13 protein-coding genes are annotated in these 13,126 nt (G+C 71.9%); 7 read left to right on the top strand and 6 right to left on the bottom strand.

Annotated elements, in window-relative coordinates; translation table 11 throughout:
- The first annotated feature begins 190 nt into the window (after positions 1-190).
- A complete protein-coding gene (locus tag ACIREI_RS29585; protein WP_403339081.1) occupies positions 191-1,720 on the top strand; it encodes a hypothetical protein in 1,530 nt (509 codons plus the stop codon).
- 25 nt (positions 1,721-1,745) lie between these two features.
- On the opposite strand, the gene ACIREI_RS29580 is transcribed toward ACIREI_RS29585, so the two are convergent.
- Entirely contained in the window at positions 1,746-3,449 is a 1,704-nt protein-coding gene (locus tag ACIREI_RS29580) for a serine/threonine-protein kinase (protein ID WP_403339078.1), read from the bottom strand.
- Between the two features lie 83 nt (positions 3,450-3,532).
- Positions 3,533-4,381 (bottom strand): menaquinone biosynthetic enzyme MqnA/MqnD family protein, encoded by an 849-nt coding sequence (locus ACIREI_RS29575; RefSeq protein WP_403339075.1) that lies wholly within the window; start codon positions 4,379-4,381, stop codon positions 3,533-3,535.
- A gap of 310 nt (positions 4,382-4,691) precedes the next feature.
- On the opposite strand from ACIREI_RS29575, the gene ACIREI_RS29570 reads away from it, so the two are divergent.
- Complete coding sequence (locus ACIREI_RS29570; protein ID WP_003992177.1) at positions 4,692-4,895, top strand: cold-shock protein; 204 nt, start codon at positions 4,692-4,694, stop codon at positions 4,893-4,895.
- A 119-nt stretch (positions 4,896-5,014) separates the two neighbouring features.
- On the opposite strand, the gene ACIREI_RS29565 is transcribed toward ACIREI_RS29570, so the two are convergent.
- Positions 5,015-5,563, bottom strand: coding sequence for a helix-turn-helix domain-containing protein (locus ACIREI_RS29565; RefSeq protein WP_403339073.1), 549 nt, complete (start codon positions 5,561-5,563; stop codon positions 5,015-5,017).
- Between the two features lie 108 nt (positions 5,564-5,671).
- Between ACIREI_RS29565 and ACIREI_RS29560 the strand changes: the two genes are divergently transcribed.
- The 3 genes from ACIREI_RS29560 to ACIREI_RS29550 all read left to right on the top strand — a co-directional run bounded on the left by ACIREI_RS29560 (position 5,672) and on the right by ACIREI_RS29550 (position 7,495).
- Positions 5,672-6,379, top strand: a complete 708-nt coding sequence (locus tag ACIREI_RS29560; protein ID WP_403339429.1) for an AzlC family ABC transporter permease — start codon at positions 5,672-5,674, stop codon at positions 6,377-6,379.
- Entirely contained in the window at positions 6,376-6,690 is a 315-nt protein-coding gene (locus ACIREI_RS29555) for an AzlD domain-containing protein (protein WP_403339070.1), read from the top strand. The genes ACIREI_RS29560 and ACIREI_RS29555 overlap by 4 nt, the downstream gene beginning before the upstream one ends.
- Before the next feature lie 124 nt (positions 6,691-6,814).
- On the top strand, positions 6,815-7,495 hold the full coding sequence (locus tag ACIREI_RS29550) for a class I SAM-dependent DNA methyltransferase (RefSeq protein WP_403339067.1): 681 nt from the start codon (positions 6,815-6,817) through the stop codon (positions 7,493-7,495).
- On the opposite strand, the gene kstD is transcribed toward ACIREI_RS29550, so the two are convergent.
- Together kstD and ACIREI_RS29540 are read right to left on the bottom strand one after the other, a co-directional pair.
- A complete protein-coding gene (gene kstD / locus ACIREI_RS29545; protein ID WP_403339064.1) occupies positions 7,492-9,255 on the bottom strand; it encodes a 3-oxosteroid 1-dehydrogenase in 1,764 nt (587 codons plus the stop codon). The genes ACIREI_RS29550 and kstD overlap by 4 nt on opposite strands.
- The gene (locus ACIREI_RS29540; RefSeq protein WP_403339062.1) at positions 9,245-9,871 is read right to left on the bottom strand and encodes a DUF6817 domain-containing protein; all 627 of its coding nucleotides are present in this window, start codon (positions 9,869-9,871) and stop codon (positions 9,245-9,247) included. The genes kstD and ACIREI_RS29540 overlap by 11 nt, the downstream gene beginning before the upstream one ends.
- Before the next feature lie 186 nt (positions 9,872-10,057).
- On the opposite strand from ACIREI_RS29540, the gene ACIREI_RS29535 reads away from it, so the two are divergent.
- Positions 10,058-10,972: a LysR family transcriptional regulator gene (locus ACIREI_RS29535; protein ID WP_403339059.1), complete on the top strand. Its 915-nt coding sequence runs from the start codon at positions 10,058-10,060 to the stop codon at positions 10,970-10,972.
- A gap of 183 nt (positions 10,973-11,155) precedes the next feature.
- Here the strand turns inward: ACIREI_RS29535 and ACIREI_RS29530 are convergent, their stop codons facing one another.
- Positions 11,156-12,292: a sugar ABC transporter substrate-binding protein gene (locus ACIREI_RS29530; RefSeq protein WP_403339057.1), complete on the bottom strand. Its 1,137-nt coding sequence runs from the start codon at positions 12,290-12,292 to the stop codon at positions 11,156-11,158.
- A gap of 258 nt (positions 12,293-12,550) precedes the next feature.
- Between ACIREI_RS29530 and ACIREI_RS29525 the strand changes: the two genes are divergently transcribed.
- The gene (locus ACIREI_RS29525) at positions 12,551-13,099 is read left to right on the top strand and encodes a hypothetical protein (protein WP_403339054.1); all 549 of its coding nucleotides are present in this window, start codon (positions 12,551-12,553) and stop codon (positions 13,097-13,099) included.
- Positions 13,100-13,126: the final 27 nt, after the last annotated feature.

Below are 13,126 nucleotides of genomic sequence, written 5' to 3'. Positions count from 1 at the left end.
CAACTCGCTGTGCTCATGAACGTGGCACCGTATCAGCCCCATACACGCCTCCCGACAGGCCTGCCAACAGGCCTCCCAACAGGCTTTCAAGGCATACCGGACCCCTCCTTGATCCGTTTCGCACCAGCGAAGCCGCGCTCAGTAGAGTGCCGGGGTACAGCAGTTGGGCGCGACACGGGGGACGGCAGCAGTGCGTACGGGCAGGGCATACGGCATACGCGGAAACGGCCTGGGCGGAACCCGGCGCGTCCTTCTCCTCCTCTGCGCCCTGGCCGCCCTGTTCGCAACCGCCACCACTCCGGCCCGGGCGGCGACCGACAGCACCGCCCAGGCCGCCCATCTCGCGGACCACCTGCGCAAGAACCCGGTCTACGTCACCGACCAACTCCCCCGCGAGGTCCCGCAGTCCACGGCCCGCGCCTTCGCCGAGGTGGCCGAGCGCACCGGCGTACCGACGTACGTCATCGTCCTCCCGGGCCTCAGCGCCACGGACCCGGGCCTGCTCGACGCGGTCCACGAGCGACTCGGCCGGGACGGGCTGTACGTGCTCATCGACGAGTCGCAGGTGGCGGATGCCGTGGCGCACGGGGTCGATGTCCCGGCGGACGACGCCTGGACGGTCGCCCTCTACGAAGTCCCCTACGACGCGGGCCCGTTGCGCCGCTTCGAGCGTTTCGCCGAGGTCGTCGCGCAGGGCGACGAGAAGGCCGCCGCGGCCCGGGCGGAGGCGGCGCGGGCGAAGTACGACGCCGGCGAGGAGCCCGCGGGCCTGTACATCGGGCCGTCCGACCGCAGCGACCAGTCGTCCCTCACCGGGGTCCTGCTCACCGGCGTACCGCTGCTGATCCTGCTGCTCGTTCCGTACGTACGACGCTGGTGGCTCCGCCTCCCGAAGGCCGCCGGGACCAAGGCAGACGCCCGGCGGAAGGAGGTCAAGGCGAGCCGTGTCCTGCGCTGGACCCTGCCGTTCCTGGCCCTCGCCTGCGCCGTCGCGATCGCCGTGACCGCCCCTCTCGTCTTCGACGAGACCAGGTCGAGCTGGTCTCCCAGGCCCAGGGCGATCGAACTCAACGCCCGCCTCGACCGGGTGGCGGAGGGCCTGGCGCAGGACCCGGTGTACGCGGACCCGGAGACCCCGCGGGTGCTGGACTCCGCGCAGTCGGCCCGCCTCCACGAGCGCATCCGCGCGTTCGCACGCTCGCAGGACGGCGGCCCGGTCTTCGTCGCGCTCGTCCCGCAGCTGACGGAGGACGAGTCGGGCGGCGACGAGGAGGCGTTCGCCGCGGCGATCCACGACAAGCTGGGCGAGGACGGGGTGTACGTCGTCGCCGACCCGGCGAGCGGCTACATCAATGTCTTCAACCACGGCCTGCGGCTGGACGGTTACAGCCTCCTCTACGACCTGCCGGAATCCCTCACCTACGGCGACGACAAGGCGGACGAGGCCGAGGACCACTTCCTCGGGGAACGCCTCAACGCCCTGATGACCATCCTCGACAAGACCCCGCGCACGGACGAACCCAACTCCCCCGGCGACACGTACCCGGTGACGGACCCCGTCACCGAGGACGAACTGCCGCCGCTCTTCGGCACCGACTTCTGGCCGGGCCTGTTGCTGGGCGTGCCGGCGGCCGGGCTGGCCTTCGGGCTGGCGGCCGGCCTGCTGGGGATCGTCGGCCGGGTGCTGCGGCGCCGGATTCCGGAGCCACGGCGGGCGTAGACCGGGCAGTTGAAGGGCCCCGCCGCTAGTCGGCCTTCGACAACCGAGCCTCGGGCTTCCCCTCCGCGTCGCTCTCCGAGCGGTACACCAGGTCCTCGCCCGCCGGCGTGATCCGGACGGTGTGCGGTGCCGGGTTGCAGCCGCCGTGGTTGGTCTTCCTGCCCACGGCCGTCACGACGAGCTCCTTCGCCGTCACCTTCTTCAGGGTCAGTACGTCGGCGCAGACGAGGCCGAGCACGTCCGTCTGCCGGAGGGTGCCCAACTCCTCGCCCACGTCGGCCTTGCGCACGGTGAGCCGGTACGTGCCCGCCGGGAGCGCACCGTCCAGGGCGGTGGCCCGGCCCTCCCAGGTGCCGAGGTAGCGGGCGGGCACGGAACCCTCGAACGAGGTGTCGGCGCCCGCGCCCGGCGACTGGGACGAGACGGCGCCGGAACCCGTGTCGGTGTCCTGATCCCCGCCCGGCAGCAGCTCGAACACGAACACCGACCCCACGGTCACCGCGGCCAGCGCCCCCGCCACCGCGAGCGCCACGGTGCAGCTCACCCGCCGCCCGCGGCCTCCCTCCCCCGGCGTCGAGTCCGCCGCGACGGAGAGGGAGTACTTGCCGGGACCGTGGCCGGACGGCGGGGCGGTGTCCGGGAGCGGCGGGGCGGTGTCGTGGGAAGGCGGGGCGTCGCGCGGTTCGGGGACGACGACGGGTGCGTCAGCCGCAGCCACCGGCACGGACACCGCCCCCGACGCAGCCGCCCCCGGCATCACCGGCGGCGGCCCGAACTCCCCGCCTGCCGGCTGCCGGCCGAATCCGACCGGCCCCGACAGGACGTCCTGTCCCGTCTCCAGGTTCAGCAGCCGTACGGCGCTGCGACTGACCTGCTCGACCAGCGCCCCCGGCAGCCACCCGCCCGACACCAGCCGCGCCGCCCCGTCCGGAGCCAGTCGCCGCGCCACCTCGCCCGGCGTGGGCCGCGCACCCGGCTCCTTGGCCAGGCAGGCCTCCACCAGTTCCCGCAACTCACCGGCCAGGGCGTCGAGTTCGGGCTCCTCGTGCACGACCTTGTACAGCAGCGCCGCCGACGAGTCCCCGCGAAACGGCGGCTCCCCGGTGGCCGCGTACGCCAGCACCGCGCCCAGCGAGAAGACGTCGGCGGCCCCGGTGATCCCCTTGCCCAGGATCTGCTCGGGCGACATGTAGCCGGGCGAGCCGACGGAGACGCCGGTCGATGTCAGGGACGCCGTACCGTCCGTGGCCCGCGCGATGCCGAAGTCGATCAGGAGGGGGCCGTCCAGCGTCAGCAGCACGTTCGACGGCTTCACGTCCCGGTGTACCAGCCCCAGCTCGTGCACCGCCGCCAGCGCCTCGGCCAGTCCGGCGCCCAGCGCGCGTACGGTGTGCGACGGCATCGGACCGCCCGACTCCGTCACCGCCGTAGCCAGCGACGGGCCCGCCGCATACGCCGTGGCCACCCACGGCACGGCGGCCTCGGGATCCGCGTCCAGCACGGGCGCCGTCCAGGCACCGCCCACCCGGCGCGCCGCCGCCACCTCCCGGCGAAAGCGCGCCCGGAACTCCTCGTCGAGGGCGAAGTGCGGGTGAACGATCTTCACGGCGACCGTCCGGCCGCCCGCGCTTCGGCCCAGGTACACCCGCCCCATCCCGCCGGAACCGAGCCGGCCCAGCAGCCGGTACGGCCCGACGACGGACGGCTCGTCGACTCCGAGCGGCTGCATGGCGTCCACCCCTCCCCCGTAGGACTCCCCAGCAGGTTAGTGCGGAACCGGCGCGCCCCACCCGCTGCGGCCGAAGCAGACCTCTACGGCTGAAGCAGATCCACCTTCACGTCCGCCGGGAATCCCGTGGTCGGCCCCACCCGCCGGGCGAACTCCGCGACCGCCGCCAGCTGCGGGCCGCCGAAGCGGAAGTCGAGGGTCGTGAAGTACCGCTCCAGGATCCGCTCGTCGAAGGCCTCCCAGCGGGCCGCCTGCTCGGCGACCTTGCCGACCTCGTCCAGAGAGAGGTTGCGGGAGGCCAGGAAGGCCTCGTGGACCTTGCGGGTGATGACCGGCTCGCGCTCCAGGTAGTCCCGGCGCGCCGCCCAGACCGCGAAGACGAAGGGCAGGCCGGTCCACTCCTTCCAGAGCGCGCCGAGGTCGTGCACCTGAAGGCCGTAGCGCGGGCCGTCGAGGAGGTTGGCCCGCAGCGCCGCGTCCCCGATGAGTACGGCCGCCTCCGCCTCCTGCATCATCAGGCTGAGGTCGGGCGGGCACGTGTAGTAGTCGGGCCGTACGCCGTAGCGCTCGGCGAGCAGGAGCTGGGCCAGGCGGACCGACGTGCGCGAGGTGGAGCCGAGGGCGACGCGGGCGCCGTCCAGCTCGTCCAGCGGGACCTGCGAGACGATCACGCAGGACATCACCGGGCCGTCGCAGCCGACCGCGATGTCGGGGAAGGCGACCAGGTCGTCGGCGTTGCGCAGGAACTCGACGAGGGTGATCGGCCCGATGTCGAGGTCTCCCCGCACCAGCTGCTCGCTGAGCTTCTCCGGGGTGTCCTTGGTCAGCTCGAAGTCGAGGAGCGTGCCCGTTCTCGCGAGCCCCCAGTACAGGGGCAGGCAGTTGAGGAACTGGATGTGGCCTACGCGTGGCCGGGTGCGAGAATTGTCCACATCGCGAGGCTAGACCCTATGAGGTACCGTGCAGGCTTCAGGGTCGCGCCCAGGTGACTCACCCGCCCCGTCAACCCCGACACGCGCCCTTCAAACGTCCGAGTGACGTGATCTTGACCTCTATTGCTTTCGGCTGCCCGCGTGCTAGGCTCGCCGCAAGTTGCAGTTTGGTTTCCCTTGCAGTACAGAGCCTGCGGAGCATGTGACCGCGGGCTCTCGTCGTTTTCAGACGTATGCAGTTGTGCGGCATCTTGTTTTCACACTTGCAGGGTTCTGGAGCAGGGCAACCCTTTGGGCCCAAGGAGGGCTTATGGCTACCGGAACCGTGAAGTGGTTCAACGCCGAAAAGGGCTTTGGCTTCATCGCCCAGGAAGGCGGCGGCCCCGACGTCTTCGTTCACTACTCCGCCATCAACGCGAGCGGCTTCCGTTCGCTGGAGGAGAACCAGCAGGTCTCCTTCGACGTGACGCAGGGCCCGAAGGGTCCGCAGGCGGAGAACGTCACCCCCGTCTGATCCGAGGGATGCCCCTCTGAAGACGTCTGAGAGCAGTACCCAAGGAGCCCCTCGCCATCCGGCGCAGGGGCTCCTGCCTTATTCCCGCCGCCTCATCCCGCGGCCTCATTCATGCCGCCTCATACGTGCTGCATGACCAGCACGAACGTCGTCCCGGGCGTCAGCGCCTCGTACGAGTGCGGGACATCCCCGCGATACGACATGTAGTCGCCGGGCCCCAGGTCGGCCTCTTCGCCCCGCGGCCCCGCCTTCACCCGCCCCGTGCTGACGATCAGATGCTCCACGGACCCCGGGATGTGCGGCTCCGACTCCCGGGCCGGGCCCGGTTCCGCGCGCAGGTGGTAGATGTCGCGCCGGGCGCCGGGCGGGCTGGCGGAGAGCAGCGTGGCCACGTAGTCCGCCCGCTCGGACGCGACCGTGGGGCCCTCGCCCGCCCGGATCACCTGGACCGCCGGAGTCGGCGGCTCCACCAGTGCGCTGAAGGGCACCCCCAGCGCCACCCCCAGCGCCCACAGCGTCTCCACGCTGGGGTTCCCGCTGCCCGCCTCCAGCTGGGACAGCGTGGACTTCGCGATCCCGGCCCGTTTGGCCAGCTCGGACAGTGACAGCCCGGCCCGGGTGCGCTCGCGCCGCAGGGCGGCGGCGATCCAGGTGAGGGGCTCGCTCATGCGGTTCACTTCCCGTCGTTCGCTCTGCCGGTACGTTCGTTCGCCTTGACGAACAGCGGCCGCTTGTTCATTCTGGAAAACATGCGTTCGCTACTCCGAACACCCATGATGGCACCTCTGCTGAGGCCGCTGAGACCTCTGGCGACCCCCCTGATGGCACCTCTGGTGCGCGACAGCGCACTCGTCTGGCTCGCGAGCGGGGTCGTCGGCGTCTCCTTCGGCGCGATCTCGGTGGCCGGCGGGCTGCCGGTGTGGGTTCCGGTGCTGATGTCGCTGGTGGTGTACGCGGGGTCGGCGCAGTTCAGTGCGGTCGGTGTGCTGCTGGCCGGGGGCGGGCCGTTCGCGGCGGCGGCCACGGGGCTGCTGCTCAACACACGTACGGCGGCTTTCAGCCTGGCTGTGGCGGACGTCATCGGCCGGGGCCGCCTCGCCCGCTTCCTGGGCGCCCACCTCGTGACCGACGAGACGGTGGCCTTCGCCCTCGCCCAGCCGGATCCGGCACGGCGGCGGGCCGCCTTCTGGATCTCCGGGCTCGGCCTGTTCGCCGTGTGGAACCTCGGCGTCCTGGCCGGAGGCCTGGCCGGCGGCGCGCTGGGCGACACCGGCACCTACGGCCTGGACGCCGCCTTCCCCGCCGTCCTCGTCGCCCTGGTGCTGCCCGCCCTGCGCGAGGGTCCGGCCGTCCGGCGGTCCGCGCTGCTCGGCGCGGGGCTGGCGCTGGCGGTGACGCCGGCCGTCCCGGCGGGGGTGCCGGTCCTGGTGGCGCTGGCGGGGCTCGCCGTCCACGGACGCGGCGGCGGGAGGCGTACGGCATGAGCGCGACGGTGGCCATGATCCTGACGCTGGCGGTCGGGACGTACGCCTTCCGGCTGGCCGGACCGGTGCTCCACGGGCGCGTCGAGCTCTCGCCGCGGGTCCAGGAGTTGCTGTCGGCGGGCGCGATCGTCCTGCTGGTGGCCCTGCTGGCCACGGGGGCGCTGACCGAGGGCGGCGGCTTCGCGGGGTGGGCACGGCCCGCCGGGGTGCTGGCCGGTGGCGTACTGGCGTGGCGGCGGGCGCCGTTCCCGGTGGTGGTGCTGGGGGCGGCCGGGGTCACGGCGGTGCTGCGGGCGGTCGGGGTGGCCTGAGCAGCCCCCGACGGGAGCGGACCGGGTACGGCCGTCGGCCTCGCATGCGCTGTCGGCCGGATCCCGACGGGTGAGGAGCAGGACGGGGCCGAGTGGACGGCCGCCTTCGATAGGGTCCCCGGCCATGACCGACTCCGACTTCCTGACCACCACCCGCACCTTCTACGACGCCATCGCCGAGGACTACGCGGAGCTCTTCCGCGACGAGCTCGTGAACAGGCCCCTGGAACGGGCCGTGCTGGCCGTCTTCGCCGAACTCGTCGAGGGGGACGGCCCGGTGGCCGACCTGGGGTGCGGTCCCGGTCGGACGACCGCCCGCCTCGCTTCCCTGGGTCTGAACGTGTTCGGGCTCGACCTGTCGGAGTCGATGCTCGCGATCGCCCGGCGCGAGAACCCGGGGCTGCGCTTCGAGCAGGGTTCGATGCTGGAGCTGGACATCCCGGACGGCGCACTGGCCGGTGCGCTGTCCTTCTACTCGTCCATCCACACTCCCCTGGACCAGCTCCCGGCCCTCTTCGCCGAGTTCCACCGCGTGCTGGCCCCCGGCGCGCCCCTGCTGGTCGCCTTCCAGGCCGGCGACGAACACCGGCACCACGACCGGCCCTTCGGCCATCCGGTCTCGCTCACCTTCCGGCGCCGCCGCCCGGAACACATCGCCGACCTGCTGACGGCGGCCGGCTTCGCCCTCGTGTCCCGGACGGTGCGCGAACCGGACCCGGCGCTCGACGAGGTCTCCCCGCAGGCGTTCCTGATCGCCCGCAAGCCCGCGTGCCCCGCGCCTGACCGCCGTCCGACCCCCGCCTAGAGGTTCCCGGCGATGTCCCTCGCCGCGATGTACCCGAACGTCATCGCCGGACCGATCGTCGAGCCCGCGCCCGCGTAACTGTGGCCCATGACCGCCGCGCTCGCGTTGCCGGCGGCGTACAGGCCCCGGATCACCGAGCCGTCCTCGCGCAGGACGCGGGCGCGGGCGTCCGTGAGGAGGCCGCCCTTCGTGCCCAGGTCGCCCGGGACGATCCGGAAGGCGTAGTAGGGCGGCAGCCAGAGCGGCGCCAGGCAGGAGTCGGGGAGGACCGACGGGTCCGTGTAGTAGTGGTCGTAGGCGCTGTCACCCCGGTGGAAGTCGGGGTCCTCGCCGCGCAGCGCCTGGGAGTTGAAGCGGTCCACCGTCGTCCGCAGGGCCGTCGCCGGGACGCCGATCGAGGTGGCGAGCGCGTCCAGGGTCCAGGCCTTGTGCGCGGCACCCGAGTCGTACCAAGCGGCGGGGAGGGGCAGGGCCGGCAGGACGTCCTTGAAGAGGTACCGGTTGCGGTAGTTCTGGTCGACGATCAGCCAGGACGGGATGGCGGGGCTCGTGTCGTGGACGTCGTACATGGTGTGGACGACATCGCTGTAAGGAGCGGCCTCGTTGACGAACCGGGCACCGGCCGCATTGATCAACAGGCCGCCGGGAAGGGTGCGTTCGGCGAGGCAGAAGTACGGCTGGCCGGGGAGCGGGATCGCCGGGCCCCACCAGGCGTCATCCATGAGGCCGAGGGCGGCGCCGAGCCGTGCGCCCGCCTGGATGCCGTCGCCGGTGTTCTCCTTCGCGCCCACCGTCCAGTCCGTGCCGATGGGCGCGCGCTGGTAGCGCTCGCGCATCGCCGCGTTGTGCTCGAAGCCGCCCGAGCCGACGATCACACCCCGGCGGGCGCGGACCAGGGCGGGGGCGCCGTCCCGGGTGACGACCGCTCCGGCCACGGCGCCGCTCTCGACGTACAGGTCGGTGAGCGGTGTGCCGAGCCACACCGGCACTCCGGCCGACCGCAGCCCGAGGCGCAGGCCTGCCGCCAGCGACTGCCCCATGGTCAGCGGCTTCTCCCCGCGCAGGGCGGCAGCCGTACCGCGCGCGAGACACTCCGCCGCCACGGCCGCCCCCTTGGCGTTCACCGCGGCCAGGGCCAGCCACTTGTAGTCGGCGCTGAAGACGACCATGCCGGCGGGCACGTCCATGTACGGCGGGTTCAGCCGGGCGAGTTCGGCGCCGAGCAGGTTGCCGTCGAGCTGGTCGGGCTCGACGGAGCGGCCGTTGGGGAGGCCGCCCGGCAGCTCGGGGTAGTAGTCGCTGTACCCCTCCATCCAGCGGAACCGGAGCGGACTGCCGGCCATGACGAAGGAGAGCATCGCCGGACCGTGGGCGAGGAAGGCCCGCTGCCGCTCGACGGGGACGTCCGCGCCGACCACGGCGGCGAGGTAGGCCGCGGCCTTCGCGGGGGTGTCCGGGACGCCGGCCGCCAGGATCACCGCGTTGTTGGGAATCCAGATCCCGGCCCCGGACCGGGCGGCGGACCCGCCGAAGGTGGGCGCCTTTTCCAGCACCACACAGCTCAGGCCCTGCTTGGCGGCGGTCAGGGCGGCGGTCATGCCGGCGGCTCCGGAGCCGATGACGACGACGTCGTAGGTGCCGAGGAGGGGTAAGTCGGCGGCGTGGACGCTCGGTTGGGACGCACCCACGACGCCGAAGGCCGCCGCGGCGGTGCCCACGGAGAGCACGCGTCTTCGTGAGGGGTGCGCGTCAGTGGTCATGATTGCCGCTCCCGCCTGGACCCAGCCCATCGACCAGCTCTGACGTTGTGTCAGAAATGCGAATGTGGCGCGACCGTCCCGTGAAGTCAAGGGTCAGGCAGTCCTGCCAGGCCGACCGGCTCAACAACGGTCGGAAGCGGCTGAACAAGGCGAACAGGTCAGCGCCGTACTGTTCCCGGAACCTCGGATCATGGTCGGCGAGGTCGAGCTCGTTGGCGGCGGTGAGCTCGGCGAAGTCGCGGCGCAGACGCACGTCCGCTCGACGGGAGCGGCCGGTGAAGCGATCACGGAGGCCGGAGCGCCGGTCCGTGAGGGCCGGATACGTGGACTCGCGGTCGCAGGCGCCGTAGAAGTACACGATCGACTCCGCCTCCGCACCGATCACTTCCACCAGCTCGCCCCGGCGGTCGAGGCTCAGCAGGGCCTTCGGGAACCCGTCGGTGCCGTAGAACGCGTGGCACAGACCGGCGAGCCGGAGGGCCGGCCGGGCGTTCCAGGTGGCGAGGCGGGTGTGCACTCGGTTCAGGTGCGCGAGGAGGGTGCCTCCGGGGTGCGGGATGGTCGCGGCGCCGAGATCCTCCAGCAAGGACTCGGCTCGATCGGCGGGAGTCGACACGTGCTGTCCTTTCGGCGCTTGCGGTCGTCTTGGGTCGGCACCCGCTCCCTCCCCCGCACCGGTCCGGACTCCGGCGAGGGTGTGGAGCGGGTTGCCGCCCGGGCCCGTTCAGGATCGTCGTACATCGGGCAAAGTCCAGTCAATCCTTGGGATTTGTCGCTGTACCCAAGCATTAACTTGGGGGTCATGACCCTCGATGATCTGCGCGTGTTCGTGGCCGTGTGCCGGGCCGGGAGCCTCAGTTCGGTGGCCCGGGAGCTGGGATGCACCCAGTCCGCGGTGAGTCAGCACGTCAAGCGGCTGGAGCGGGAGACCGGGGTCGCGCTGCTGGAGCGGCAGCCCCGGGGGGTCGTGCCGACGCAGGCGGGGCGGGTGCTGGAGGCGGCCGCCGCCGAGGGCATCTCCGGGCTGGATCTGGCGGTACGGCAGCTGCGGGACCTCGTCGACGGGGAGAGCGGGTACGTGCGGGTGGCGACGGGGGCGACGACCGTACGGCACTTCATGTCGGAGGCGGTCGTCGCGTACCGGCGGCTGCACCCCAAGGTCAACCTGGAGTTCCGTACGGTGAGTTCGGGGCGCGGCAGCTTCGACGCGCTGGCCGACGGCACGCTCGACCTGGCCTGGATCACCCTGGGACCGCCGGTGCGCGGCATCGAGCAGCGGCCGGTGGTGGAGCTGCCGTGGGTGCTGGCGGTACGGGCCGGCGATCCGCTCGCCGAGCGGCGTCACGTCGATGTCGGCGCCGACCTTCGGGACGTACGGCTGATCCGGCTGCCGCCGAACTCCGCCTCGGCAGCTCATCTGGAGGCCGCCTGCGCGGAGTTGGGCGTCCGGCTCGCGCATGACACGAGTGTCGCCGACTGGGACACGGCACTGCTGCTGGCCGAGCTGGGGGTCGGGCGGGCGGTGGTGCCCGCACTGCCCGGACTGCCCGTGCCCGGCGACAGCCACGGTGACGACAGCCGCGCTCTGCGTCTCATCCCCCTGCCCGCCCTGCGGCCCCTGCCCGTCGGCTGGGCCGTACGCCGCTGGGACGCGCTCAGCCCGCCGGCCCGGGCGTTCGCGGACCTGGTGGAGGGCTACCGCCGGGGCAACGGCTAGGGCCTGTCCGGCGGATCAGGCCGGCTTCAAGGAAGGGCACCTCATCAGCGCAGGTGAGCGGGGCCTGGTGCGTCCAGCTGCAAGGCGGAGGAGGGCGCCGACGCGGAGCGTCGGCAACCGACGACAACGCCGCAGATGGGCGTGCCAGGCCCCGCGACGCCGGCATGATCCGCCGGACAGGCCCTAGTTCAGGCCGATCGCCGCGCAGTCCGCCGCGTACTCAGTGGTGCAGATCTGCTTGACGGTGTAGACGCCGTCCCGGACCACCGTGTCCTTGATGTTGTCCTTCGTGACGGCGACCACCGGCACCAGCTGGGCCGGGATGTTCTCCTGTGTCGGGCTGTCGACCGAGTCCTGGGTCAGCGCGTCGAACTCGATGTCCTTGCCCTGGACCTTGAACACGGCCATCTGCGCGGCGTTGGTCGCCTCCTCCGCGAACGGCTTGTACACGGTCATGAACTGCTCGCCCGCGACGATCCGCTGCACCGCGTCCAGATTCGCGTCCTGCCCGGTCACCGGCGGGATCTTGGTGGCGCCCGCCTCCTTCAGCGCTTCGATGACGGGGCCCGCCAGGCCGTCGCTCGCCGCGTAGACGGCGGCGATGTCGGCCAGCCCGACGGCCTTGATCGCCTTCTCCATGTTCGCCTTGGCGACCTCCGGCGACCACTTGTCGGTGTCGTACTGCTTGACGATGTTCACCTCGCCCTCGAGCTCGTCGAGGGCTCCCTGCTTGAACCGCGCCGTGTTCGGGTCCTCGGGGTCGCCGTTCATCATGACGACCTTGTCGGCGGCGGCCTTCGAGCCGAGTTCCTGGATCAGCGAGCGGCCCTGCACCTCGCCGACGAGCTCGTTGTCGTGCGAGACGTACGCGTCGATCGGTCCCTCGGCGAGCCGGTCGTAGGCGATGACGGGAATGCCCGCGTCCTTGGCCTTCTGCACGTCCGACGCGATGGCCTTCGCGTCCAGCGCGTCCACCAGGATCACGTCCACCCGGTCGTCGATCATCTGCTGGAACTGCTCGCTCTGCTTGTCCGGGCTCGCCTCGGCGTTGGCGTAGGCGACCTTGCCCTTGCCGTCGGTGAGGACGCCGACCTCCTTCTTGATGAGGGGGTAGTCGAACTTCTCGAAGCGGGCCGTCTCCTTGTCCGGCAGGAGGAGACCCACCGTGATGTCGTCGCCCTTCTCGGGAGACGCGGAGCTGTCACCGCCCCCGAGACCGTCGATGACACCGCAGGCGGTGAGCGAAAGGGCCGAGAGGGACGCGGCGATGACGGTGCCTATACGGCGTACGGGCGCGGTGTGGGGGGTACGAGCGTTCACTACTGGTGCCTTCCGAGCCGATGAGCGGCGTTTCTACCCGGGTGGCGGTAGCCAACGCGGAGATGCCATGTCACGTCAAGCAGTTGTCGTAACGAGACGGCAACCGTTTACCGTTCACCACCGCCAATGCCGGCTCCTCCCGGGCCGGCTCACCGCGCCCTCGTAAGGGTGAATGCCCGAACGGCCGTACCAGCACGCCGTACGGTCTCGCGCTGTCACCGAGTCCCGGAGAGCCGGGACCCAGAGAAGGGAGCCACCATGGCAACCGCCTCCCGTGCGGCGCTGACCGTCGAGGTCATGGAGATGCTGGCCCATTTCGACCCCCGGCTGTGGGAACTCATCGACGGGGACGTCCCGCCCCACCCCATCCACGACGAGGGCATCGGCCTCGGCATCGGCCTGCGTTCGGGGGCCGGTGACGAGGTGCGCCTCAATCCGCAGCCGCTGCCGCCCCGTAACGGCCTGCTGCACGCCGTGCGGGACATGTCGGCCTCGGTGGCGGAGGCGACCATCGCCGCCAGTCTGGCGGGGCGCAAGCCCGCCGAGGTCCTGCGGGAGGTCGGGGACGACATCTGCCCCGAGCCGCCGAAGGTGCCCTGGCCGAAGAAGTGGCCCATGCCCGTGCGGCTGCGGCAGCAGATCCTCGCCGACCCGCAGCGCGTCTCCCCCGCCATCCAGGCCACAGCCGCCCTGGTCTTCCAGTCCTACGCCCAGCGCACGACGGACAAGTCCCTGAGCGGCGCCTTCACGGACCTGGCCGACCGGCTGCTGGAGCGGGCGCTGAAGACCGCGAACCACTCGGGCTGAGCCGGAGCCCGCAGGCGGGCCGCACGG

It is taken from the genome of Streptomyces sp. NPDC093591 (assembly GCF_044764885.1).
GTDB lineage: Bacteria > Actinomycetota > Actinomycetes > Streptomycetales > Streptomycetaceae > Streptomyces.
This window is presented reverse-complemented; position numbering and strand designations above follow the sequence as displayed.